General features: G+C 47.1%; 23 protein-coding genes. 4 read left to right on the top strand and 19 right to left on the bottom strand.

The genetic code is table 11. The features are described 5' to 3' along the window. Nucleotides 1-4: 4 nt before the first annotated feature. From WQ57_RS02105 to sirA, 3 genes are all read right to left on the bottom strand, one after another. Nucleotides 5-1,753 (bottom strand): ABC transporter transmembrane domain-containing protein, encoded by a 1,749-nt coding sequence (locus WQ57_RS02105; RefSeq protein WP_046522078.1) that lies wholly within the window; start codon nucleotides 1,751-1,753, stop codon nucleotides 5-7. A 218-nt stretch (nucleotides 1,754-1,971) separates the two neighbouring features. Further along, entirely contained in the window at nucleotides 1,972-2,187 is a 216-nt protein-coding gene (locus WQ57_RS02110; RefSeq protein ID WP_046522079.1) for a YneF family protein, read from the bottom strand. A gap of 89 nt (nucleotides 2,188-2,276) precedes the next feature. Further along, complete coding sequence (gene sirA, locus WQ57_RS02115) at nucleotides 2,277-2,717, bottom strand: sporulation inhibitor of replication protein SirA (RefSeq protein ID WP_046522080.1); 441 nt, start codon at nucleotides 2,715-2,717, stop codon at nucleotides 2,277-2,279. A gap of 287 nt (nucleotides 2,718-3,004) precedes the next feature. On the opposite strand from sirA, the gene WQ57_RS02120 reads away from it, so the two are divergent. Beyond that, nucleotides 3,005-4,009 (top strand): DUF3231 family protein, encoded by a 1,005-nt coding sequence (locus tag WQ57_RS02120; protein ID WP_046522283.1) that lies wholly within the window; start codon nucleotides 3,005-3,007, stop codon nucleotides 4,007-4,009. Nucleotides 4,010-4,099: 90 nt separating this feature from the next. On the opposite strand, the gene tkt is transcribed toward WQ57_RS02120, so the two are convergent. The 4 genes from tkt to yneA form a co-directional block, all read right to left on the bottom strand. Further along, nucleotides 4,100-6,106 carry a transketolase gene (tkt, locus tag WQ57_RS02125; protein WP_046522081.1) on the bottom strand — a complete coding sequence of 669 codons (2,007 nt, stop codon included), beginning with the start codon at nucleotides 6,104-6,106 and terminating at the stop codon, nucleotides 4,100-4,102. A 529-nt stretch (nucleotides 6,107-6,635) separates the two neighbouring features. Further along, nucleotides 6,636-6,869, bottom strand: coding sequence for a DUF896 domain-containing protein (locus tag WQ57_RS02130; protein WP_046522082.1), 234 nt, complete (start codon nucleotides 6,867-6,869; stop codon nucleotides 6,636-6,638). A gap of 76 nt (nucleotides 6,870-6,945) precedes the next feature. Further along, nucleotides 6,946-7,593, bottom strand: a complete 648-nt coding sequence (locus WQ57_RS02135) for a YneB family resolvase-like protein (RefSeq protein WP_046522083.1) — start codon at nucleotides 7,591-7,593, stop codon at nucleotides 6,946-6,948. A 27-nt stretch (nucleotides 7,594-7,620) separates the two neighbouring features. Then, a complete protein-coding gene (gene yneA, locus WQ57_RS02140) occupies nucleotides 7,621-7,932 on the bottom strand; it encodes a cell division suppressor protein YneA (protein WP_046522084.1) in 312 nt (103 codons plus the stop codon). A 159-nt stretch (nucleotides 7,933-8,091) separates the two neighbouring features. Here yneA and lexA point away from each other — a divergent pair, with 159 nt between their 5' ends. Beyond that, nucleotides 8,092-8,715 carry a transcriptional repressor LexA gene (gene lexA, locus WQ57_RS02145; RefSeq protein WP_046522085.1) on the top strand — a complete coding sequence of 208 codons (624 nt, stop codon included), beginning with the start codon at nucleotides 8,092-8,094 and terminating at the stop codon, nucleotides 8,713-8,715. Nucleotides 8,716-9,026: 311 nt separating this feature from the next. Then, on the top strand, nucleotides 9,027-9,311 hold the full coding sequence (locus WQ57_RS02150; protein WP_046522086.1) for a DUF4257 domain-containing protein: 285 nt from the start codon (nucleotides 9,027-9,029) through the stop codon (nucleotides 9,309-9,311). A 174-nt stretch (nucleotides 9,312-9,485) separates the two neighbouring features. Here WQ57_RS02150 and glnA read toward each other — a convergent pair whose 3' ends face one another. The 7 genes from glnA to miaA form a co-directional block, all read right to left on the bottom strand. Beyond that, nucleotides 9,486-10,823, bottom strand: a complete 1,338-nt coding sequence (gene glnA, locus WQ57_RS02155) for a type I glutamate--ammonia ligase (protein ID WP_046522087.1) — start codon at nucleotides 10,821-10,823, stop codon at nucleotides 9,486-9,488. A 22-nt stretch (nucleotides 10,824-10,845) separates the two neighbouring features. Next, nucleotides 10,846-11,250 (bottom strand): MerR family transcriptional regulator, encoded by a 405-nt coding sequence (locus WQ57_RS02160; RefSeq protein ID WP_046522088.1) that lies wholly within the window; start codon nucleotides 11,248-11,250, stop codon nucleotides 10,846-10,848. Nucleotides 11,251-11,391: 141 nt separating this feature from the next. Further along, nucleotides 11,392-12,663: a methionine gamma-lyase family protein gene (locus WQ57_RS02165; protein WP_046522089.1), complete on the bottom strand. Its 1,272-nt coding sequence runs from the start codon at nucleotides 12,661-12,663 to the stop codon at nucleotides 11,392-11,394. 10 nt (nucleotides 12,664-12,673) lie between these two features. Next, entirely contained in the window at nucleotides 12,674-13,936 is a 1,263-nt protein-coding gene (gene hflX, locus WQ57_RS02170; RefSeq protein WP_046522090.1) for a GTPase HflX, read from the bottom strand. Between the two features lie 154 nt (nucleotides 13,937-14,090). Further along, nucleotides 14,091-15,038 carry a stage V sporulation protein K gene (spoVK, locus tag WQ57_RS02175; protein WP_046522091.1) on the bottom strand — a complete coding sequence of 316 codons (948 nt, stop codon included), beginning with the start codon at nucleotides 15,036-15,038 and terminating at the stop codon, nucleotides 14,091-14,093. 264 nt (nucleotides 15,039-15,302) lie between these two features. Further along, on the bottom strand, nucleotides 15,303-15,533 hold the full coding sequence (hfq, locus tag WQ57_RS02180) for an RNA chaperone Hfq (protein WP_046522092.1): 231 nt from the start codon (nucleotides 15,531-15,533) through the stop codon (nucleotides 15,303-15,305). Nucleotides 15,534-15,560: 27 nt separating this feature from the next. After that, nucleotides 15,561-16,517, bottom strand: a complete 957-nt coding sequence (gene miaA, locus WQ57_RS02185; RefSeq protein ID WP_046522093.1) for a tRNA (adenosine(37)-N6)-dimethylallyltransferase MiaA — start codon at nucleotides 16,515-16,517, stop codon at nucleotides 15,561-15,563. A gap of 267 nt (nucleotides 16,518-16,784) precedes the next feature. Here miaA and mreBH point away from each other — a divergent pair, with 267 nt between their 5' ends. Beyond that, the gene (mreBH, locus tag WQ57_RS02190) at nucleotides 16,785-17,792 is read left to right on the top strand and encodes a rod-share determining protein MreBH (RefSeq protein ID WP_046522094.1); all 1,008 of its coding nucleotides are present in this window, start codon (nucleotides 16,785-16,787) and stop codon (nucleotides 17,790-17,792) included. Between the two features lie 91 nt (nucleotides 17,793-17,883). On the opposite strand, the gene mutL is transcribed toward mreBH, so the two are convergent. The 5 genes from mutL to miaB all read right to left on the bottom strand — a co-directional run bounded on the left by mutL (nucleotide 17,884) and on the right by miaB (nucleotide 25,635). Next, a complete protein-coding gene (mutL, locus tag WQ57_RS02195) occupies nucleotides 17,884-19,914 on the bottom strand; it encodes a DNA mismatch repair endonuclease MutL (protein WP_046522095.1) in 2,031 nt (676 codons plus the stop codon). Nucleotides 19,915-19,946: 32 nt separating this feature from the next. Beyond that, entirely contained in the window at nucleotides 19,947-22,667 is a 2,721-nt protein-coding gene (mutS, locus tag WQ57_RS02200; RefSeq protein WP_046522096.1) for a DNA mismatch repair protein MutS, read from the bottom strand. A gap of 175 nt (nucleotides 22,668-22,842) precedes the next feature. Beyond that, nucleotides 22,843-23,385, bottom strand: a complete 543-nt coding sequence (locus tag WQ57_RS02205; protein ID WP_046522097.1) for an outer spore coat protein CotE — start codon at nucleotides 23,383-23,385, stop codon at nucleotides 22,843-22,845. 275 nt (nucleotides 23,386-23,660) lie between these two features. Continuing rightward, nucleotides 23,661-24,089, bottom strand: coding sequence for a YlbF/YmcA family competence regulator (locus tag WQ57_RS02210; protein WP_046522098.1), 429 nt, complete (start codon nucleotides 24,087-24,089; stop codon nucleotides 23,661-23,663). 1 nt (nucleotide 24,090) lies between these two features. Then, on the bottom strand, nucleotides 24,091-25,635 hold the full coding sequence (gene miaB, locus WQ57_RS02215; protein WP_046522099.1) for a tRNA (N6-isopentenyl adenosine(37)-C2)-methylthiotransferase MiaB: 1,545 nt from the start codon (nucleotides 25,633-25,635) through the stop codon (nucleotides 24,091-24,093). Nucleotides 25,636-25,661: the final 26 nt, after the last annotated feature.

Below are 25,661 nucleotides of genomic sequence, written 5' to 3' on the forward strand. Positions count from 1 at the left end.
TTTCCTATCCCCCTTGCTCGACCAGCTCTTCAAGCTGCTGGCGCAGGTACATATCTTGATACCAGCCGCCGTTTTCCATTAATTTCTGATGGGAACCGCGCTCAGCAATCTCGCCGGCATCCAACACAATGATCAAGTCCGCGTGCTGGATCGCGCTAAGGCGGTGCGCCGTAATAATGGTAGTCTTTCCCTCGCGGTTCTCTTTGAGTGCCGCAAGGATTTCTTCCTCTGTTTTCGCATCCACCGCAGAAAGGGAATCATCCAGGATTAAAATCTCCGGGTTCAACAGCAGGGCACGGGCAATTGAAATCCGCTGCTTTTGACCACCCGAAAGGCTGACCCCCCGTTCACCAACAACCGTTTCATAGCCGTCGGTAAACTGCAGGATATCATCATGAATGTGAGAGATTCGTGCGGCTTCGTGAATGGTCTCCTCCGAAGAGTCCGGCTTGGCGAACGCAATGTTTTCAGACACTGTTGCCGAGAACAGGAAATGATCCTGCGGAACATAGCCGACCGCTTCCCGCAATTTATCCAGCTTATACTCATGTAGTGATTTTCCCGCTATTTTAATCTCTCCCTGATAGCCTTCAAATTCGCGGATCAGCAGCTTCAGCAAGCTCGTTTTGCCTGCTCCCGTTTTTCCGACGATTCCAAGTGTTGTCCCTGGAGGGAGGGTGAAATGGATATTTTTTAGGATTGGCTCAGGTTCGCCTGGATAGGAAAACGTTTTAATGCTGTATGAAATATCTCCTGCCGGGACGATGTCTAGCGCCTCATCCTTGTCCACGATATCGGGCTTTTCACCAAGAAGGAAATTAACCCGTTCAAGGGAAGCACGGCCGCGTTCCACAATATTAAACAGCCAGCCAAAGGCGAGCATCGGCCAAATCAGCAGCCCGAGATAGGTTGTAAACGACACAAGCTCCCCAATGGTCAATTCGCCATTGATCACAAAGCGCGCACCAAAGGCCAGGGATAGAAAAAACGAAATCCCAATCACGATGGAAATGGTCGGGTCAAACAAAGCATCGACTTTGGCAACAGCAATGTTCTTCTGGACCACCTCCTCCGACTGACGGCGGAAATCTTCAATATCCTCCTTTTCCTGGCCAAATGTCTTAATTACTTTGATTCCGGTGATGCTTTCCTGCGTTTTATCATTTAAGGTCGAGAAAGCTTCCTGCGCCTTGTGGAATCGGGCGTGGAGCATCTCGCCATACCACCAGGTCAAAATCACCATGAGCGGCATTGGGATGAGCGCAATCAGCGTGAGCTTCCAGCTGATGGTGGCGGCCATGGCGATAATGACAAAACCGCCCGTGGCAAGGGAATCGACGAGCGTCAAAACTCCCACTCCCGCTGTCTGCTGGATGGCCTGCAAATCATTGGTCGCATGAGCCATCAAATCTCCTGTCCGCCTCTTCTGGTAAAAAGAAGGCGACATATTGGTGAAATGGGAATAAAGCCGGTTTCGCAGCAGCCTGGACAGCTTCACTGCCGAGCCAAATATCAAAATGCGCCAGTAGTAGCGCAGGATGTACATACCGAGACCGACGCCCGCCAGAAGTACAACCCACATCAGCAGCCCCGAAGCTGTTAATGTGCGGGTTTCAATGGCATCGACAATGACACCGATTACCCTTGGAGGAACCAGTTGCATCAGAGCAACAATGGACAGCATGAAAATCCCTGTAATATAAGCCTTCTTCTCCGTTTTAAAAAACCACATCAACTCTAAAAAAACCCTCATTTTTCCCATCCCCCAGCAATGACTCGCTAAATCTTCATTATTTTACCAAAGATTCACAAAATAAGGAAGATTGATTTTCCTGTGGCAACTACGGCCGGCCCTGGTGCACAAGGCTTTTATGGGCACAATGAACCAACACCTCCCCTTAATTCCAGCCGGAGACCCTCGCTATGCCACTCCATAAGAAAAAGCACCCCTGCGAGTGCTTGTCCTTTTTATTATTTGCCTTGCTGCTTATTCATAGCTGACATCATTTGGTTGATTTTCTTTTGTGATGGTTTCATGCCCATCTGCATCATCATCATTTTAAGCATTTGCTCATTGATTGGCGGATTTTTCTTCAAATAGCTCATCATATATCTGCGAGCAATGAAAAACCCTAGCGCTACACCAGCAATCAATGCCAGTATACCGACTAGAATGACATCCCACATAACCCATTTCCTCCTTCGTGTTGTCTAACATACAGTGTACTAAACCACACGTTATTATACAATATTCGCGTGATTTTTTCTCCTGTTTTTCAGACAAACTTTCTTTCCTTGATGGGCTTCAGCCAGCCATAACGGCTGCTCGAAATGTCCACGGCCAGAAAAGAGGTTTCATTTTTACGGAGGACTTCAAAGAAAATGGTCTCGGCTTCCAAATCCCCCGACGATTCAATCGTCAGGGAGCGCTCATTGACCTTAATGCTCGCCAGGCTCTTGGGGTTGTTTTTCTCCAGATAATAGATGCCCTGTTCAGCCCGAAAGCCGCTCATCCTTGAAAGCTGCTGATGAAGGAGCTGATGGATCCTCAGCACAGGAATTGGCTTTGTGACAAAGTCGACCTGTTTGGAGATGATTTTGCGCATATCTCCTCTTGCACTCTTATAGTCCTTGAATAGCTGGTAAAACATCCGTTCCCTGCCATAGAAATGCCGTGCAAATTCCTCTTCGATTAAGTAAAGCTGATAGGACCTCACTCGATCCCCTCCTCTTTAGACAAGCTTTCTTTCATTATAAAAAAGATAACCATTGGCCATTGTCTAAAGGTGCTAAAAATAAAGACTAATTTTGTCGAATTCAAAATATTGTTATTTTTATTATAAACTTTCTCCATGTCGCTGTCACGAAAAAAGGGCATGTCCACCATTTTGTCAATCTTTTTTTACATGAATACATCCTGGATTGTGGACACTACTATGTATAAAAGAGTAATTGCCGGTTGGATATGTTTATAACGAAAAAAGAATTGCGAGGTATTGCCCGTATGAATGACAAAACGCAAATACGGCTAACAGCAGCAGAAATGTCCACTTTATGGACTCAATATATCAACGATACCCTTTCATGCTGCGTCGGAAAATATTTTTTGGAGAAGGTCGAAGATGACGAGGTTCGTCCCATCATCACATTTACTCTGAACGTTGCCAACAGAAACCTTTCCACCATGAAGGATTTGTTTAACAAAGAGGATTTCCCCATTCCTCTTGGTTTTACCGAACAAGATGTCAACCCTAAAGCTCCTAGACTTTTTTCCGACACCTTTGTCCTTATGTATTTGCGTCAGATGTCGATTTTGGCAATGGCCGCAAGCTCCGCGGCACTCGGAGTGGTTACCCGGAAAGATGTGGTCGATTTCCATAAATCGGTGCTAACTGCGGGAGTAAAGTTACAGGATTTAACGAGAGACTTAATGTTAAAACAGGGAACGTATGTCAGGCCTCCATTTTTGCCAATCCCCGATAAGGTTGATTTCGTTGAAAAACAGCAGTTCCTTACCGGTTTCTTTGGTCCCAAGAGGGCGCTTACTTCAACGGAAGTAACCCACCTATTCCTTAACATCCAAACTAACTCGATTGGAAAGGCCTTAATTACCGGGCTTGCCCAGGTGGCTGAAAGAGAGGATATCAAACAATATTTACTGAGGGGTAAGCAGCTCTCCACAAAACATGTGAAGATCTTCGGCAATTTTTTAATCAAAGAGGACTTGCCTGCGCCGATGAGCTGGGAAACGGCGATAACCGATTGTACGGCAAAAGTATTTTCCGATAAGCTGATTCTCTTCCATGTACTAGGGATGATTGCTGCTGGTGTCGGCAACTATGGCATGGCGATGGCTGCGAGTCCCAGAAGGGATATTGCAGCACAATATGCCTCCCTGATACCTGAAATCAGTTTTTATGCGGAAGATGGGGCCAACCTGATGATCAAGCATGGCTGGATGGAAGAGCCTCCCCAGGCTGAAGACCGTGACAAGCTGATTACCGAATAATTGACCAAAAAGCTCCAGGATGCACGGGAGCTTTTTGCTAATGAAAAAGGGAATGAAGCAGCTGGCTGCTCATTCCCTTTTTTTAAAAAATTAGTTTTGCAATAATGCTTTGAAACGGGCAACGACATTATCAACTGAGAATCCGTATTCTTCCAGAACTTTCTCGCCAGGGGCAGATGCACCAAACTGGTCAATCGCCAGAACATCGCCTTCATCGCCGACATATTTGTGCCAGCCAAGCGAAGCAGCCATTTCAATGCCCAGGCGTTTCTTAACCGACTTCGGAATAACAGATTCCTTATATTCCTTGGATTGCTTCTCAAAGCGGTCCCAAGAAGGCATGCTCACAACGGATACATGAATTCCTTCTCCTGCAAGTACTTCCTGCGCCTGTACAGCGAGGCCGACTTCAGATCCGGCAGCAAGCAGGATTCCATCAGCGGTATCCTTTTGCGCTGGAGAAATTACATAAGCTCCGCGGGAAACTCCCTCATAGGCGTTCTTGTCTGTATCCTTGATGGTAGGCAGGTTTTGGCGAGTCAACACAAGGGCAGTTGGTGTGCTTGTGGACTCAACCGCAAGCCTCCATGCTGCAGATGTCTCATTGCCATCAGCCGGACGGATGACAGAAAGATTTGGCATTGCACGCAAAGCTGGAAGCTGTTCGACTGGTTCATGAGTTGGTCCGTCTTCCCCAACAGCGATGCTGTCATGTGTAAAGACATACGTCACTGGCACACCCATTAATGCTGCAAGTCGAATAGCTGGACGCAGATAGTCGGAGAATACAAAGAATGTTCCGCCGAATACCTTTAAGCCGCCGTGAAGCGCCATCCCGTTCATTGCCGCACCCATCGCAAATTCGCGGACACCGAACCAGATGTTACGGCCTTCATATGAACCTGGAAAGAAGTCTCCGGATCCTTTAATCATCGTTTTGTTCGAGCCTGCAAGGTCTGCAGATCCGCCAATGAAGAAAGGAATGGATTTTGCAACGGCATTCAATGCTTCTCCAGAAGAGGCACGGCTTGCCAGGCTTTTTCCTTCTTCGTAAACTGGAAGTGTCTGCTCCCATCCTTCAGGAAGATCGCCTTTAAGCGCACTTTCCAGCTGGGAAGCCAGTTCAGGGTACTCTGACTTGTATTGTTCAAACAGTTGATTCCATTCTTGTTCTACAGACTGTCCTCTATCAACGATATGCTTTTCGAAATGCTGATAAACTTCTTCCGGCACATGGAAATCCTCTTCAAATGTCCATTTGTACGCTTCTTTTGTAAGCTTCATTTCAGCTTCGCCAAGCGGGGCACCATGGACATCGGATTTTCCGGAAAGGTTTGGAGATCCGTAACCAATGATTGTTTTAACTTCGATCATTGTAGGACGGTCAAGGTCGGTCTTTGCCTCTTCAAGAGCTCTTGCGATTTCCTCGAGATCGTTTCCATCCTCAACACGGATGTACTGCCATCCATACGCTTTAAAACGTTCGGCAACACTCTCGGAGAAGGATTTGTTCAGTTCCCCATCCAGGGAAATATCGTTTGAATCATACAGGACAACCAAACGTCCAAGTTTCAGGTGTGCAGCAAGGGAAGCCGCTTCTGCGGAAACACCCTCCATCAGGTCGCCATCTCCACAAATGCTGTATGTAAAGTGGTTAACAATTTCATAATTATCCTTATTATAAACAGCCGCAAGGTGACGCTCTGCCATCGCCATGCCTACTGCCATTGCTACACCTTGTCCAAGCGGACCAGTCGTAGCTTCTACACCTACAGTGTGACCATACTCAGGATGTCCTGGAGTCTTGCTTCCCCACTGGCGAAATTGCTTGATCTCCTCCATCGGAAGGTCGTAACCGGAAAGATGGAGCAGGCTGTATAACAGCATGGAGCCATGTCCCGCAGACAATACAAAGCGGTCACGGTTGAACCATTCAGGATTCTTCGGATTATGATTCATGAAACGGGTCCAAAGAGTATAAGCCATAGGAGCTGCACCCATTGGCATCCCTGGATGACCGGAATTAGCCTTTTCAATCGCATCGATTGAAAGCGTACGAATCGAGTCAATGGATAGCATGTCAATTTTGTCGTACATCAAAAACATCCTTTCTGTATGAGCGTTCTACCCTTTTTATATTATAGTTACCTTCACTTTAATTCAACAAATACCCGCATAAGACGGCAAAAAAAAACAGCTTTTTCTTATTTTGACACAATGCGGCCGTATTATGTAAGGAATAATCATATTCCCTGTATAGATGGGAACTAACCAGGAAAATTACACCACGCTTTTGTGAAAGTTCCGTCTTATTGGCGCAATTCCTACGGCTGGCTTCTCACTTTATGCTTCAATAACGACTATTGGCGCAATTTTTGCCGGCTATCTTCCCGCAATTTGCGTTAATAAGCCCTATTGGTGTAATTTCTATTTTCTATCTTTCTCTTTTTGCGTCAATAACCCCTATTAGCGCAATGTCTAGCCACTACCTTCCCGGTTTTTACGTCAATACTCCCTATTGACGAAATTCCTCCTGCCTTTCTATCCACTATTTGCGTCAATAAACATTTCCTGGAAACAACAAAAAAGCTGCAAGCTATAGCCTGCAGCTTTGATAACGTTTGGATCAATGAAGCTTGTTTTTATTTCTCTCCTGCTTGATCTTTTTTGGTGTAACATCGTTCCCAAGCGGGTCAACGATGGTGACACCTTTTAGCGTATTAAGCATGGAGGATCTGAAAGTTTTAAGGTATTCAGCCCTTAAAGCGGTTTGTTCCTTTGCTTCCTCTGCCGTAAGCTTGGACGTCTTTGCCTTTTTGGCCAGTTCATTGATTCTCGCAAGTTTTTGTTTGGAAAGCATAAGAAGCTCCTTTTTTAATTTAATACGGTAAAAAATATCCTACTAAAAAATAGCCCCTTTTACAAGAGATGCGCTCTTATTCCTGCTGTTTATCAACATATTCCTGATATCTCCGGTGAACGGTTGCCTTGGAAACCTGATACCCAAATCCTCTGAGGGTCGCTGCTATTTCTGCAAAGGTCAGCCCGTTGCCCCGGAGTCTGACTATTTCCGCCAAGGGAGCTTCCTTCCGCTCCCTCCCGGAGTTTTCCCCCTGGTTCTTTAAGTTCCGTTCCGGTTTGTATCCGTGTTCTATCGCCCGGTTCATTCCCCGTTTAATTTTGATATTATGGATTTTGCGCTGGTACTCTTCCACCATGGAGACAATTTGCAGAACCATGGAATCGGATTCGGAAAGCTGAAGCTCGCCATGATGGGAAATGCTGTATAATTTCACACCCTCTTTGACGATACAGTGCAAAAGGGCAATCTTTGCATTTCCCCTCCCAAGACGCGTTTCATCCTGTATGAGTACGGCTTTAACTTGCTTATCCTTTATAGTTGAAAGAAGGGCAAGGATTCCTTCACGTTCAAGGTCGTAGCCGCTGGCTTGTTCCTTGATGACCTTTATGACTTCAAGGCCCCTGCTGGCTGCAAGGGCTGTCAATTCTTCCTCCTGACGCGCCAGGGAGGTTTCCTGAGTTTCCTTCGTTGTGCTTACCCTGCAATAGATTACTGCTTTCATATTTCCACCCTAACTATAAAAATATTATCAGTCAGCCTGGGCGATCTGAGTGGAATTGAAGCTTTCGGTTATGATTGGAACAATAAGTTCTTCTCCCGCAAGGATTCTGCCGCCGATGATTCCGTTCTCCTTCTCGACCCAGGAAATAAATTCGTGTTTGGAGAAATTATGGCCGTATGACAATTCCTCTGCAAGCTCCCACAAGGATTGGCCTTCTTTTACTGTAACTGTTATGTATTCTTCCTCACCGGATAGATGTCCGGCCATCACCGCCGAGAATATAAGACTTACGGCAAATAAAACCAAAACATAAGAATATCTTTCCCATACTTTTTTCATCGTTCTGTCCCACCCCGCGAATATATGTTCGTTTTTTTCGTTGATTTTATTATAAGGCGAACATTTGTTTCTTGTCAATAAAAATTCGAACTTATGTTTGTACCATGCGAACATACGTGTTATAATCAGTGTAAGAGATTACAGACGAGGTGCGTGAATATGACAAAACTATCGAAAAGGCAGCAAGATATCCTGGGCTTTATCAAGGAAGAAGTTAAGAAAAAAGGCTATCCGCCGTCCGTACGTGAAATCGGGGAAGCAGTAGGCCTGGCTTCCAGTTCAACTGTTCACGGCCATCTGGCCAGGCTCGAAAGCAAAGGGCTGATTCGCCGGGATCCAACAAAGCCGCGTGCAATTGAAATTCTGGAAATCGAACCTGATGCGCATATTCCGAAATACAATGTTATCAATGTCCCCGTGGTGGGTAAGGTTACTGCCGGACAACCGATCACAGCGATTGAGAACGTTGAAGAATACTTTCCGCTTCCGGACAGGCTCGTTCCTTCCGACGAGCAGGTATTCATGCTTGAAGTAATGGGAGACAGCATGATTGACGCAGGCATCCTTGACGGTGATTATGTGATCGTCAAACAGCAGCAGACAGCCAATAATGGTGACATTGTTGTAGCAATGACGGAAGAGGATGAAGCAACTGTCAAACGGTTTTTCAAGGAGCAGGATTTTATCCGCCTCCAGCCGGAAAATCCAACCCTGGAGCCCATCATTCTCCGCCATGTTTCGATACTTGGAAAAGTCATTGGCGTATACCGCCACATGCATTAATAGCCCGCAAGACAGCTGGATTGCAGCCTCCAGCTACGTCGGTTTACCAAGGCAAACGGACTTCCCGGCCGTTTGCCTTTCCATTTCCAAAAATATTACAAAATGAAACAGCAACATTTCAGCCACCTTACAATTGGAAGATTAATACCCACCAAGGGTATAATATAGTATTTTCGAACTATTTTAAATTTATTGAAAATTCGGTATAATAGCACATTTCACTATTAATCTGTTTGCAATATAATTATAGTACAACATGATTAACCTAAGGTCGCTCCATCCCTATTACGACTTTAGGAGAGTGATAAAAAATGTTGACTGACATTCTTTTCGCTGTAATCATTGGAGGTTTTGTCGGAATGGCGGCCCATGTACGAAAAAAAGGAAAGATCGTCATGCCGCGCAGGACGAAGAAATTCATTTATCTCGGTTTTCTGGAAGAAGTGCTGACTGGGTCCATCGCGGCCCTGCTGCTGGTCGTCTCTTCCGGTGCCGGTTCCACTCTCAGGGTTGTGTTTGTTTCCATCATTGCCGGTTTTGGAGGAGATGCGATATTAAGAGGACTGGAGTTTCTGCGGAATGATAAAACCTCCTGATGAAATCAAAATAAAATCCCCCATGCCGGGCCCCCTGGTTTTAGAAGATTGCTTCACTTTTGTCAAGCAGCTTCCTGTGCTTGATTTTCTTTTGTCCATTCGATTCCCCTATCAGGCCATTCTCCCGAAATAGAAAAAACCCTTGATACCAATGGTATCAAGGGTTCACTTCCATTAATACATCTGCATGTACTGCTCGCGCTCCCATGGATGTACCTGGGTACGGAACATATCCCACTCAATTTCCTTTGCTTCGATGAAATGCTCCAGGATGTGCCCGCCAAGCGCAGCGCAAATGACTTCGTCTTTTTTCAGCTGCTCAAGAGCGGCTGCCAATGTTGGCGGCAGGTCGGTAATACCTTCCTCAGTACGTTCCTCTTTGTCCATGACATAGATATTGCGGTCAACCGGAGCCGGAGGAGTAAGCTGGTTTTTGATTCCATCCAATCCAGCCTTCAGCAATACAGCCATCGCAAGATATGGGTTTGCTGCCGGGTCTACGCTCCGCACCTCCACACGAGTGCTCAAGCCGCGTGAAGCAGGAATGCGGATCAGCGGCGAACGGTTTCTTGCTGACCAGGCAATATAGCAAGGCGCTTCGTAACCAGGTACTAGACGCTTGTATGAGTTCACAGTCGGATTGGTCACGGCTGTAAAGCCTTCTGCGTGCTTAAGGGTTCCAGCAATGAACTGGTAAGCCGTTTCACTTAATTGAAGTTTTTCATCTGATGTATCGTAGAAAGCATTCTCGCCATTACGGAATAATGACATATTGCAGTGCATTCCGGAACCGCTCACGCCGAACAGCGGTTTTGGCATGAATGTCGCATGCAGGCCATGCTTGCGGGCAATGGTTTTTACAACAAGCTTGAAAGTTTGGATATTGTCGCAGGCTGTAAGGGCATCTGCATATTTAAAGTCGATTTCATGCTGTCCGGGAGCAACTTCATGGTGGGATGCTTCAATTTCAAAGCCCATTTCTTCAAGCTCAAGCACGATATCGCGGCGGCAGTTTTCACCAAGGTCTGTTGGTGCAAGGTCGAAATATCCGCCATTGTCATTTAATTCAAGAGTAGGCTCTCCGTTCACATCAAGCTTGAACAGGAAGAATTCCGGCTCTGGTCCAAGATTGAAATTGGTGAAACCGAGTTCCTCCATTTCTTTTAAAATACGCTTAAGGTTGCTGCGCGGGTCACCTTCGAATGGCGTTCCGTCAGCGTTCTGAATATCACAGATCAGGCGGGCAACCTTTCCTTTTTCAGCGGTCCAAGGGAACACTACCCAGGTATCCAAATCAGGAATCAGGTACATATCGGATTCTTCAATCCTTACGAAACCTTCAATGGAAGATCCGTCGAACATCATTTTGTTATCCAGTGCTTTTTCAAGCTGGCTTACAGGAATCTCCACGTTTTTAATCGTACCGAGAATATCGGTGAATTGTAAACGAATGAACTTAACATTATCTTCCTTCGCTAAACGAAAAATGTCTTCTTTTGTAAACTTTGCCATGCTTTCATCTCCCTATGGATAATTAATGGAATCTCGAATTGTCCCCATGCCCGCCATTTCGGTGGAAACGGCCGGCGCGGAGGATCTCTTTGCGGAGGAGCCTCCGTAATTCAGCATCTGATGGCTCGCTGAGGGCTTTTTTTGCTTGTTTATCTTCATTCGCCTTCATCGCGGCCTGCTGCTGTTTGACGCTGTAAATCTGCTTAATTCCTGCGAGATTGACGCCCTGATCAATGAGGTCTTTAATTTCCAGAAGCTTGTCAATATCGTTTAAGGAAAAGAGACGTTTATTGCCTTCAGTCCTTGCTGGAGAAATCAAGCCGTGCTCTTCATAATATCGAATTTGCCTCGCCGACAGGTCCGTCAGCTTCATGACAATCCCGATGGTAAACAGCGGCATATTTCGGCGAATTTCACTTCCGCCCATTTGATTTCTCCTCCTTTCCTTGTTGATGATTTTATTATATGTAATGTAACCTAACATGTCAATTGGATGTCAGATAATCTCACATGAAAATTAATAAAAAAACAGGACAAGCTTCTTGAAATTGTCCTGTAGTATATTCACCTATTTTATAATGATTAAACCTTTTTGAATTAAATTGTCCAGTGCCGTGCATATCGCGGCCTTTACATGGGAATAGGTCAGCCCCCCCTGAATATAGGCAGCATAAGGCGGCCGTGTCGGGCCATCGGCGGTCAGTTCGATACTGGCACCCTGGATAAAGGTTCCGGCTGCCATTATGACATCATCTTCATATCCGGGCATATAGGCTGGGTAGGGTGTCACATGCGAGTTGATCGGGGAAGCGAACTGGATGGCCTGACAGAAGGCCACCATCTTTTCGCGGTCGTTGAACACAACCGACTGAATGAGATCCGTGCGCTCCGCATCCCATTTTGGTGATGAATCCATCCCAAACTGTTCAAGCATCGCAGCCGTGAAAACCGCCCCTTTTAAAGCCTGGCCGACAATATGAGGCGCCATGAAAAAGCCCTGGTACATTTCCTGAAGAGTATATAATGACGCACCTGCCTCCGCACCTATTCCCGGTGAAGTCATCCGGTACGAACACGCTTCGACAAGATCCTGCCTGCCCACGAGGTATCCTCCGGTCTTTGCAAGCCCTCCGCCAGGATTCTTGATCAGCGACCCGGCCATCAAATCTGCTCCGACGTGGCATGGTTCCCTGTCTTCTACAAATTCGCCATAGCAGTTATCGACGAATACAACCACATCAGACTTGATTTCTTTTACAATCCGAACCATTTCGCCAATCTCGGCCACCGTGAAAGATGGTCTTGTCGCATATCCTTTGGAACGCTGGATGCCAATCATTCTTGTTTTATCGGTAATATTTTCCCGGACAGCATCCCAATCGATACTGCCGCTTTCGGTAAGAGCCACTGAGTTATAGGAAATGCCAAATTCCTTCAACGACCCGTTGCCCGTCCCGCGGATCCCGACGATTTCCTCAAGTGTGTCGTATGGCTTGCCCGTTATATATAAAAGCTCGTCCCCAGGGCGAAGAACGCCGAACAGGGCGATCGAAATGGCATGAGTCCCGGAAATGATCTGGGATCTTACGAGTCCCGCCTCTCCGCCAAACACATCGGCATAGATTTTTTCCAATGTATCCCTGCCGATATCATCATAACCATAACCGGTTGAGGGTATGAAATGCGAATCGCTGACTTTGTGCTCCTGGAAACTCTTTAAAACCCGGAACTGATTCTCATCAATCCGTTCATCTATTGTCCGGTGTATCCGTGCGATTTTTTCTTCAACCTGCTGCACAATGGCCTGCAGTGTTTCACCTGATGCTAAATGCTTAAACATGGTGCGCTCCTTATCTCACTGTATATTTCTTTAGCTGTCCTGTTATTTGATGGTCTTTCAGGGCAAATCCCCGGCAGACATACCCATCCTGTTCCTCAGAAAAAGCAAGCTCCCGCAAAATCGTCTCATTTTTCAGCTGGGACAGCAGCTTGCCTTCTCCGGAAGGAATCAGCACATGGAAAGGCTCCATTCCTTCAATGATGGTTTGTTCAATTTTTTGTTTCAGGCTTGAGCGGTCTTCTTCCTCATAGGCGCTGATAAATGCCGTCTCGGATTTGGCTACCGGGACAAAATCCGGGTGCGCAATATCGCGCTTGTTATAGACCGTAATCTGGGGAATCCGATTGACTTCAAGCTCTTCCAGCAATTTATTGACGGTTTTCTCGTGGGAAAAATAATCCTGGTTGGACATGTCGACCACATGCAAAAGCAAATCCGCTTCCTTCACTTCTTCCAGGGTGGAGCGGAATGCGGCAATCAGGGTAGTCGGGAGGTCCTGGATAAATCCTACCGTATCCGTCAGCAGCACCGAAAAGCCACTTGGAAGAATCACTTTCCTTGTCATTGGATCCAAGGTGGCAAACAGCTGATTTTCTTCAAAGGAATCTGCCTCGGTCAGCCGATTGAAAAGCGTCGACTTTCCGGCATTCGTATAACCCACCAGCGCAATCTGGAAAGCCTTGTTTTTTTTGCGGCGCTCACGGTACCGGTCGCGATGCTGGACAATAATTTCCAGCTGCCCTTTGATATCATCAATTCGGCGCCGGATATGCCGGCGGTCGGATTCCAGTTTTGTTTCCCCCGGCCCTCTCGTCCCAATCCCGGCACCGAGCCTTGACAGAGCTGTTCCCTGGCCCATCAGCCTTGGAAGCAAATACTGAAGCTGGGCAAGCTCAACCTGAAGTTTCCCTTCCTTGGAACGCGCCCTTCTGGCAAAGATATCAAGAATAAGCTGGGTACGGTCAATGATACGGACTTCAAGCTCGCGTGCAAGATTCCGGATTTGACTCGGCGACAGCTCGTCATTAAAAATAATTAGGTCGGCCTCAAACTCCTCAACGAGCGTTTTCAATTCCTCGACTTTCCCTTTTCCTATGTATGTGGACGGATGGATGCGGTCCCTTTTTTGCACGACGGAAATAAGAACAGTGCCCTGAGCTGTCTCCGTCAGGGAAGCAAGCTCTTCCATGGAATATTGGAAACGCAAGTCGTCCTCAAGGGTTGTCTGGCACCCTACCAGGATCGCCTTTTCAGAAGCTGTTTTAGGATCCAAAATAATTCCCCCTTTCTTCTTATGTATTCTGTACCCATCATACCAAAAAATATCACCAAGCTAAAATTTCAGCCTCGTCCTTGGTATTTTTGGTTACAGCGCTGAAGCTGGACCGTTATCGAAAAAAAAGATTCCGCACCGGCGGAATCTTCCATTAAGCTTCATCTAGTAAAAGATCATTGCTTCTTAGGGTTATCAATTCATGGCGGTCGTACTGGTTGGTAAGCAGCAGCCTCATGGCTTGTGCCCGAATGGATTTTTCAATGATGTTCCTGATATAGCGGCCGTTCGAAAAGCCGGTAGGCCCGAAGCTTGATTTTACCCACGCCAAATGTTCGCGAAGCCTTCTTTCTGCCTCATGGCTAAGGGTATATTCCCTTTCGATCAGCATTTTTTTGCCTATTTCCATTAATTGGTCAATGTTATAGTCTGGAAAGTCGATGACTAGTGGAAATCGTGAATGCAGTCCCGGGTTAAGAGTTAGAAAATAATCCATCTCCCGTGAGTAGCCGGCAAGGATGAGGATGAATTCATGCTGTTTGTCTTCCATATGCTTGACGAGCGTATCAATCGCCTCTTTCCCAAAGTCCTTCTCTCCGCCTCGTCCAAGAGAATATGCTTCATCGATGAACAGGATCCCTCCTAGCGCCTTCTTTACGAGGTCCCGTGTTTTTTGCGCTGTATGCCCGATGTACTCACCAACCAGGTCTGCCCTTTCCGCCTCAATCAAATGCCCTTTCGACAGCACATTCATTTTTTGAAAAAGCTTGCCAATCAGCCTAGCAACCGTCGTCTTTCCTGTGCCCGGGTTTCCCTTGAACATCATATGAAGGGCTTGTCGCCCGGCCTTCAGGCCCATTTCCTCTCTTTTTTTGTTCACATAGATCCAGGCATATATTTCTTTTATCATTTTTTTCATTTCTTCCATCCCAACCAGTGTTCCGAGCTCATCTTCGATTTCTTTTAAAGCCGCATGCTGGGCTGTGCCTGGTTTGGCCGCCATCTTTGGTTCGGGAGCTTCCTTCGGTGCTGCTTTCCGTTTCTGAGCATTGAGAACAATGCTGATTTGGCCGTTATTATTCATTCGCATCGGCTGGTCCAAAGCTTTTCACCTCTATTCTAAAACACAATGTTCTCATGATGCCTTATGCGATAAAAGCCTATCTTCCATTAAGCCGCAAAGGCAAAGAAATGCGGCCCCCTCCATGCAGGCTGTCATCTTCTTCCGGTTTAGGGAAATAACCGTATATCTATATGTATTCCTATAGCTTACGATTCATTAAAACGATTTTAAAAAAGACGCAATGGGAAGACATTAAAAAAAGCCCGCCATTGCCGGCAGGCTTCTTATGAAATATATGATTGATTATTGTTGCGGATCAAGGTCAATCTGGACATTTTTTTGCGGCGCGAACGTAGAAATCGCATGTTTATAAACAAGCTGCTGTTTTCCCTCGGTTTCAAATAAAACCGTAAAATTGTCAAAGCCTTTGATTTGGCCGCGGAGCTGGAAGCCGTTCAATAAAAAGACCGTGACATTGGTATTATCCTTTCGCAGCTGGTTCAGATACTGGTCTTGAATGTTAATTTGTTTCATTGCAGATCCTCCTTTTTATCTCTACCCTTATGTATTCGCCTTTATTTGGAGCTTTCCTTCAATATATCCGGAAATTTCGGCGATTTTTTTTTCTGCCTCTGCTCCGTCTATCGGCATGGTAAACCATTCCACATTCATTTTGTTTCGAAACCACGTCAGCTGCCTTTTGGCATATCTGCGGGAATTCTGCTTTAAATTTTCAATAGCATCCTCAAGGCCAAGCCTGCCATCCAGATAATCATAAAGTTCCTTATAGCCGATTGCCTGGATGCTTTGACAATCCCTTAATCCCTTGGCATACAACGCTTTTACCTCATCCAGCAGCCCTTGCTCCATCATAAGGTCCACCCGCATGTTGATTCGTTCATAAAGCAGTTCGCGGTCCATCGTAAGCCCTACCAGGCATGTATCGTATAAAAGTTCCGCATCTTGCTGCTCCTGATACTCTGTCATCGTCTTCCCGGTGCAATGGTGGATTTCAAGTGCCCGGATGACCCGGCGGACATTGTTCGGATGGATTCGTTCCGCACTTTCCGGATCCACCTTCCGAAGTTGAGCATGCACCGCTTCTGCGCCTTTTTCATCAGCCGTTCGTTCAAGCTCCAAACGGAAATCCGGATCGGATGGCACATCGGAAAATTGGTAATCGTAAATCACCGACTGGATATACAATCCTGTTCCCCCGACGATCACCGGCAGTTTGCCGCGGCTTGCAATTTCGGCGATTTTTTCACGGACGAGCTGCTGGAATTCCGCCGCCGAAAAGGAGTCTTCAGGGTTTTTGATATCAATCAGATGGTGGGGTATGCCTTGCATCTCGTCTTCCCTGATTTTAGCTGTTCCGATATCCATCCCTTTATAAATCTGCATTGAGTCGCCGCTGATGATTTCACCATTGAACCCGGCCGCAAGTTCAATGCTCGTTTTGGTTTTGCCGACGGCTGTCGGGCCAATCAGGACCAGCAGCTTTTGTTTTTTATCCAAATTCTTCACACTGCCTTTATGTTTATATCATCCATTGTAACCCTGAAAGCAGTTGAACATCAAAATATTATACCCGTAATGCGAATTACCTATTCCTTTCTTCCGTCTTTTTTTCCAAACTCATCCGTAATTTTGCTTTATTTACCACTGTTTTTACAATTGGTTAACGATTCGATAACAATCGACACCTCACCCCCAGATTCGTGTTAATTTTTATAGAAGATTATATAGTGATAACTTAATAATAAGGAAAATGGGTGAAAATTAATGATCTCACAAGCTGAAATTGGCATCGACCTAGGAACGGCTAATACACTTGTTTATAGTAAAAATAAAGGCATTGCTCTTAACGAACCATCCGTTGTGGCCATTGATACGGATAGCAAGAAAGTTGTGGCCATCGGCCATGAAGCGAAAGAAATGATTGGGAAGACACCCGAAAAAATCATTGCTATCCGTCCTTTGAGAGATGGCGTCATCGCGGATTTTGACATTACCACAGACATGCTTTCCCAGGTGATGAAAAAGGCGGCTAAAACGGGAGGCTTTGCTTTGCGCAAGCCTAATGTGGTTGTCTGCACCCCCTCAGGTTCAACCAGTGCCGAGCGCCGCGCCATTCTGGAAGCGGTCCGCAATGCCGGAGCCCGCAAGGTACATATCATCGAAGAGCCCGTTGCTGCTGCAATCGGAGCAGGCCTTCCTGTGGATGAACCAGTAGCCAATGTGGTTGTTGATATCGGCGGAGGCACAACGGAAGTAGCCATCATTTCCTATGGAGGCGTTGTTGCCTGCCATTCCATCCGCATTGGCGGTGACAGGTTTGATGAGCATATCATCCAGTATGTACGCAAAGCTTATAATGTTTTGATTGGTGAGAGGACGGCGGAAAGGATCAAGATGGAGATTGGTTATGCTCCTATCGAGCATGAGCAGCTTGAGATGGAAGTCCGCGGCCGCGACCTTGTAACCGGGCTACCAAGTACCATCACGCTAAACTCCTATGAAATTAGCGATTGCCTGAAAGAATCAATGCTTCAAGTTTTGGAGACCATCAGGAAAACACTCGAAGACTGCCCTGCCGAACTGAGCGGCGACATCGTCGACCGGGGTGTCATCCTCACAGGCGGCGGGTCCCTGCTTAACGGCATGCAGGACTGGCTCAGCAAGGAAATTGTCGTCCCTGTGCATCTTGCGCCCAACCCTCTGGAATCCGTGGCAGTAGGTACAGGACAGGCCCTGAAGTATATCCACAAATTGCAGCCGCTGGCGAAATAGCTGCTATTCAGAAAGCCCTATTTTAAGGTATCGGCCTTTTCATTCATAATCACAACATCAAAAAAGCGCATCCGGCTTCGGATGCGCTTTTTTACATAACCCGCTTGAACATTTTCTCCATCTCGTAAGTGGAGTAATGGACGATGATTGGGCGCCCGTGCGGACACGTAAACGGGTCCGAGGAACGTCTAAGCTCGTCCAGCAATGATTGAATCTCATCGTTGCGAAGATGGCGGTTGGCCTTGATGGAGCCTTTGCAGCTCATCAGGATTGCCGCTTCCTCACGCAATTTCTTGACATCCACCCTTTTCATCGACAAGAGCTGCTCAATCATCTCTTCGATCAGTTCTTTCTCCTCACCACGCGGAAACCACTGTGGATGGGAGCGGACAATATAGCTGTTATGCCCGAAGGATTCAAGGAAGACGCCCACCTTCTCGAGTTCATGAAGGTACTCATCAATCCGGATGCAATCATCAGGTGAATACTCGAATGTCAGCGGCACCAGCATATCCTGAAGCTCGCTTGCCACCTGGCCGACCTTCTCGCGGAAATATTCATACTTGATCCGTTCCTGGGCAGCATGCTGGTCAATGATATACAAGCCGCGGTCATTTTGGGCCAAAATATAGGTTCCGTGCATCTGGCCAATCGGGTAGAGAGGCGGTACACGTGATGAGAAAGCTTCCCTGTCCGTCACTTGCGGCTCTGGCACTGCAAAGGATGCGTCATCTGGGAAGACCTCTGCTCGCCTGTCTTCTCCATACAACCCATTCCTTTGATCCGGTCTTACATCCCCTTGTTCCAGCATTTTACCGCCTGTTCCATTTGCAGGAACACCCTCAGACAGATTCTCCTCCAATGCTCGTTCACGGACTTCCAGCCTGTCACTGGACCAACAGTCAGGAGTAGGAGCTTCGGCTATTGTTGCCTCAGGAAGGTCCTGATCCCAGGCAGGTTCTACAGCAGCATCATGCGTGGCAGGCCCGGACGCCTGCTTTTGCAAGCCGCTGTCTGTCCATGCACCTCCCTGGTTCAAGCTTTGCTGCCAATCAGGCAGGTGCTCGAGCTCAAGGAAGGTCTGCTCCGACTTGGGCTTTTCGGCTTTTTTTGCCACAAAACCAGCCGGAATCAATTCCTTTGTCTTAAATACATTTTTGACCGCTTCCGTGACAAGCTGGTTCAGTTCCTGCTCCTTGCTCAAGCGGACCTCCATTTTGGAAGGATGCACATTGACATCCACCAGCAGGGGATCCATTTGGATATCGAGGAGCGCAACGGGGTAGCGCCCAATCGGAAGCAATGTATGATAGCCTTCCTGGATGGCTTTTGCCAACGCATAATTTTTGATGAACCGGCCGTTGATCATTGTGGAGATATAGTTCCTCGAGGCCCTGGTGACTTCAGGCAGGGTGATCCAGCCGCTGATTTTATAATCGAGGGATTCTGCCGAAATATTCACCATGCTTTTCACCATATTCATTCCATAGATGGCCGCAAGAACCTGTCTAGGATCGCCATTTCCATTCGTGTTCAAAAGCTTGCGCCCATTGTGCACAAGCCGAAGCGACACTTCAGGATGCGCAAGGGAGATGCGGTTGACCACATCGGTGATATTCCCAAGCTCCGTGTGAATCGTCTTCATATATTTAAGGCGGGCCGGGGTGTTGAAAAACAGGTCGGTCACCGTAATGTCGGTCCCTTTGCGGCTGTCGGCCTTTTCAACACTCACGACCTTTCCGCCCTCTATCAACACTTTTGTTCCGGCATCCTGCCCCGTTGACGTCTTCATTTCGAGGCGGGAGACGGAAGCAATGCTTGGCAGCGCCTCACCGCGGAAACCTAGCGTCCTGATCCGGAAGAGGTCGTTTTCATCCTTGATTTTGCTTGTAGCATGGCGCTGAAAGGCGGCAAGAACATCGTCTTCCTCAATTCCATCGCCATTGTCGGTGATCCGGATTTTTGCCATCCCCGCTTCTTCGATCTCGATTTCCACGACCGTACTTCCGGCGTCGATTGCGTTTTCCACCAATTCCTTTACAACCGAAGCAGGGCGTTCGACGACCTCTCCAGCCGCAATCTTGTTCGACAGTGCATCATCAAGCTGCCTGATCTTCCCCATCTTTCTCCCCCCTCCGTAAAAGTATCGTAAGGTTAATTCCTAAGTTTTCGCTGTAATTCGTACAGCATATTCATCGCCTGCAGCGGTGTCATATCAAGTATATCCAGTTCATTCAGCTTATCGAGAACACGTTTTTCCTTCTTGCTGGCCGAGGAGCTTTTCACAGAGGGTACCTCTTCAAAGAAGGAAAGCTGGGCTTCTTCCTCGCTCTTTTCAACAGTTTGCTGCAGTAGCGGTTCCACTTCCTTTACTGGTGTCGGCATGGATACTGGCCCTGCCAAGCCCTCCTTAAAGGAACCGGCTTGTCCGCCAGTTCTCCGGCCGCCTAGGGAAGCCATCTGACTGGACGGCATCCCAGATGCAGTGTCTGTTTTATCCTTGTTTTCAAGTGCCTCAAGGATTTCCGCTGCACGGCCGATCAGCTCGGCAGGAAGTTCCGCCAGCTGCGCGACATGGATTCCGTAGCTCTTATCTGCAGCCCCTTCCTTGATTTTATGAAGGAACACGACTTTACCGTTTTGTTCAATGGCTGAAACATGGATGTTCTTGAGCTTGCCCAATTCCTGGTCCAGGGCCGTCAGCTCATGGTAGTGTGTGGAAAATAAAGTCTTGGCGCCAATTTTATCATGGATATACTCAATTATCGCCTGGGCAAGTGCCATGCCGTCATAAGTGGACGTTCCCCGGCCGATTTCATCAAAAAGAATCAGGCTGCTTTCCGTTGCATTCGCTATCGCATTGTTGGCTTCAAGCATTTCAACCATAAAAGTACTCTGCCCCGAAATCAAATCGTCCGCTGCCCCAATCCTGGTAAATACCTGATCAAAGACAGGCAAAACCGCTTCTGATGCTGGTACGAAACAGCCGATTTGCGCCATGATCGCCGTCAGGGCAATCTGTCTCATATAGGTGCTCTTACCAGACATGTTCGGACCTGTAATCAGCAGAAGTTCCCGTTCGCTGTCCATATAACAGTCATTTGGGACGTATTCCTGCGCCGACATCACTTTTTCAACAACAGGATGGCGGCCGTCCTTAAGGAGAATTTTCCGCTCCTCTGTAAATGCCGGTTTCACATAATGCCGCTGCTCGCTCAGCTCAGCAAAGCTTGTCAAAACATCCAGCTCGCTGACCGCCTTGGAGAGGGCCTGCAATCTTGGGATGAACTCTTTCACCGTTTCCCGGATGTTGACAAAGATTTCGTATTCCAGCTCAACAATCTTTTCTTCCGCCTGTAATATCAGATCCTCTTTCTCTTTCAATTCGGGAGTGATAAAGCGTTCGGCATTCGAGAGAGTCTGCTTCCGCTCATATTGGCCTTCCTGAAGAAGGTGCAGGTTAGCCTTTGTGACTTCGATATAATAGCCAAACACACGGTTATAGCCGATTTTCAAAGATTTGATGCCGGTCTTTTCCCGCTCTTGGCGTTCAAGACTGGCAATCCACGTTTTTCCGTTCCGGCTGGCATCACGGTATTGGTCAAGCTGCCCATCATAGCCATCGCGGATGATATTGCCCTCTTTTACAGAGATGGGCGGGCTTTCGACCAATGCCTGCTCAAGCAGGTCTGTAACCTCTTCGCAGGGATCCAGCTTCTCGGCAAGACGGGCTGCCGCCTCTGCCTCAATACTGTTCAGCGTCTCCTTTAAGACAGGAACCTGCATCAGGGATTTCTTGAGCTGTACCAGGTCACGGGCATTGACATTTCCAAAGGCCACCCTTCCGGCGAGCCGCTCCAAATCGTAGACCTCTTTCAGCTTTTCACGGATTTCATGACGCTCAAAAAAGTGGGAGATAAACAGCTCAACCACTTCCTGCCGCTGCCGGATTCCCTGGACGTTGATCAGCGGACGATTGATCCACTGTTTGAGCATCCGCCCGCCCATCGCTGTTTTTGTTTCATCCAGCAGCCAAAGGAGCGACCCTTTTTTTGCGGTGGAACGAATCGTTTCTGTCAGTTCCAGATTTCGCTTCGAAAAGAAATCAATTTTCATAAATTGCTGAATTTCATAAAATGTGACAGGTTGCAGATGGTCGAGATTTCTTTTTTGCGTCCGGTGAAGATAGTTGAACAGCCTGGCTGCAGAAAGTTTTGCGGCTTCTTCATCCAACCCCTCAAGAAGATTTGTATAGGCTTCGTTTACCTCTGTATTATCTTCATAAGAGATTGCGAGGACAGACCGCTCCGTTAGCTTTTTCTGAAGCTCGTCCGGTGTCGAAGAATCCAGTACCACTTCCTTAGAACCTGACAGGGACAGTTCGTTCAGCACATCATCAAAATTTCCGGCCAGCAGTGTCACCCGGCTTTCCCCGGTCGAAAGGTCGCTGCAGGCAAATCCATATGTACCGCCTTTGAAAGCGGAAACAGATGCAATGAAGTTATTCTCCTTATCATTCAGACCGCGTCCTTCCATCACGGTTCCCGGAGTTATCAGCTGAACAACCTCTCGTCTGACAACCCCTTTTGCTGCCTTGGGATCTTCCGTCTGCTCGCAAATGGCGACCTTGTACCCTTTTTGGATGAGCTGTTCAATGTACCCTTGCGCAGAATGGTAAGGCACCCCGCACATTGGAATTCTCTCCGTCCCGCCGCCGTCACGGCTGGTCAGCGTGATTTCCAATTCCTGTGATGCCTTTATTGCATCTTCAAAAAACATTTCATAAAAATCGCCTAGGCGAAAAAATAAAAAGGCATCCTGATAATCTGCCTTTATCTGTAAGTATTGCATCATCATCGGCGTATAAGCAGCCATTCATAAGTCCCCCAAAAACATGTTTGATCCTTTTCTAAAAATCTATTATATCATACCGGCAGCACTTCTTCAGTGGGGGTTTTCTCCATCGAAATAGCCTCGGTTCCATCTTTATCGCATTCAGCATGGTTTCTGCAAAAAAAAAACTAGGAAGCACAACCTTCCTAGTTTTATCCTATTCCTCTTCGCCAAGCAGGAATTCCGGATTCAAATCTTCGAATTCTTCGTCATCGACATCAAAGCCCCAGTCATCGTCGCAGTCCTCGCACCCATCAGGATTGATGGCGACGCACACTTTTGTTTCGCCAATCACTTCTGTCAGGAATTCTCTCTCCACATGGACAATAATTTTATTGCCATTCGGGGAAATGACTGCTTCGATGCAGTTTGGCTGCTGCAAGACCTGAACAAGGACTTCATGGTCATCCAGGCAATCAGGATCACGGTACTTCAACTTGATGACATCGCAATACGTCACTTTTTCTGTTACGACTTCAGTTCTCGTATTATCATCAAAAGAGTACCAGCAGTTGATTTCATATGAACCGTTGACCTCAACTGTTTTCCCGGACTTTTTCGCCTTATATTTGTGGTTTATGACCCAGCATCCAAGAATGCTGCATGGATCGTGCGGTGGGCAGATCGTATGATTGGACTGGGTAAACTTACGTCCTTTCGCTACGACGGCTTTCGTGATAATCTCTCTGTATTCTCCCATTGCGAGCGAACCCTCCTCAATCTTTTTCACTTCATCCTATGCGGGACAGTAGTCTAGTGTGCGCGAGATTTATCTGTCTCCCGTGTATCAATCAAGGCATATAACATGATATGCCCATAGCCCTGAAAGGTTCCGGAGGAGATCATCAAGGAGAGCTGTTTTACCTGTCCCAAGCTCCTGGAAGCACAGAAAGGCAATGAGTTGGCAGCAACGAAGCAAAAAAAGGTGCCAGGACCTTCCCGATTAGGAAGTTCCTGACACCTTTAGTATCCATATTAATGGCTGCAGTTGCCGCCTTTGGCAAGGGCTGCACCTGTTTCACCGCGAAGGACGTCGCCGCCAGTGGTGCGGAGAATTTCATCTGTTACCGTGTTGGAGATGGTTGAAGCTACAATTTGCAGCAAGTCATTGACATCAAGCTGGGATTCTTTAAATTCCTGGACAACCGGAATTTCATCAAGTTCGGCTTCCAGCTTGGCAATCTTCTCTTCCGTTTTCTTAAGGGCTTCTTCTTTTCCATAATGCTTGTAATTGACGGCCTGCTTTTGCAGTCCTTTAATGGAAGAAATCAGCATGCTGACTTTCTCGTTTTCATGGATATGCGCCTCTGCACGCTTGAAGAAATCAACTTCTTCTGTCTCAGCAATCATTTGCGCAAGCTCTTTTGCACGTTCCATAATATCGTCTTTTGTATATTTCGCCATCCTAATTCACCTCAACCGATTGTAGTTCTTCGACCATTTCCCCGTTTAATGACCATGTTTTTGCATCTGTGATTTTAACTTTGACAATCTTGCCAATCGCTGTTTTCGGACCAACAAAGTTTACCAGCTTGCTCTTGCTTGTATAGCCTGCCAGAACATCCGGGTTGTTTTTGCTTTCTCCTTCTACCAGCACTTCGACCGTTTGGCCCTTATATTTTTTCAGTGCCTCAGCAGACAATTCGTTTACAAGAGCATTCAAGCGCTGAAGGCGTTCTTTTTTCACTTCCATAGGGACATTATCCTGCATTTTCGCAGCAGGCGTACCTTCCCTAGGCGAGTAGATGAAGGTGTAAGCCGACTCATAGCCAACCTCCCTGTATAGGGAGAGAGTTTCTTCAAATTGCTCATCTGTTTCGTTCGGATATCCGACAATGATATCTGTAGTGAGCGCCACATCCGGAATCGCCGCTTTAATTTTTCTGACCAGTTCAAGATACTGTTCACGCGTATATTTACGCGCCATGATTTTCAGGACATCCGTAGAGCCCGACTGGACCGGAAGATGGATGTGGTTCATCAAATTGCCGCCTTTGGCCAGAACCTCAATCAGGTGGTCGTCGAAATCACGCGGATGGCTGGTTGTGAAGCGAATTCTAGGGATATCAATCTTGCGGATTTCATCCATCAAATCACCAAGGCCGTACTTGCGGTCCGTGAAGTCCTTGCCATAAGCATTGACATTTTGGCCGAGCAGGGTAATTTCCTGATAGCCTTGCGCTGCAAGCTGCCGCACTTCATGGATGATCTCTTCCGGACGGCGGCTCCTCTCTTTCCCACGTGTATAAGGAACGATGCAGTAGGTACAGAATTTATCGCAGCCATACATGATGTTGACCCATCCCTTGATATTTCCACGGCGGACTTTTGGAAGGTTTTCAATCACATCGCCTTCCTTGGACCACACTTCGATGACCATTTCCTTGGACATATACGCTTCATGCAGAATATTTGGGAGGCGGTGGATATTATGCGTTCCAAATATCATGTCTACTTGTGTATAGGTCTTGAGGATTTTATTGACAACGGACTCTTCCTGGGACATGCAGCCGCACACTCCAAGAAGCAAATCCGGCTTCTGGGTTTTCAGGTGCTTCAAATGACCAAGTTCACCAAACACTTTGTTTTCCGCGTTTTCGCGGATGGCACATGTATTTAAAAGGATGACATTGGCATCTTCCACTGAATCTGTCGGTTCATAGCCGAGAGCCATGAAAATTCCGGCCATAACCTCGGTGTCATGCTCGTTCATCTGGCAGCCGTAGGTTCTGATATAGAACTTCCTGCCATTCCCCAAACCCCGGAATTCCTCGGAGATTTGGAAATCATCATGGTATTTTACTTCTTCTTTACCGCGTTTCTTGGCATCCTTTAAAGAAGGGGGAACAAATACAGTTTCGAAGTACTTGCTGTAATCCTTGGCGGATTTTTTGTCCGAAGGATTGGCTTTTTGTACTTGCTGGCCTTCAAGGCGCTGATTTTCATTCATCGTTTGATCTCCTTTCGCGAGCTGTT

The sequence above is a fragment of the Mesobacillus campisalis genome (genome assembly GCF_000986785.1).
Lineage (GTDB): Bacteria > Bacillota > Bacilli > Bacillales > Cytobacillaceae > Mesobacillus_B > Mesobacillus_B campisalis.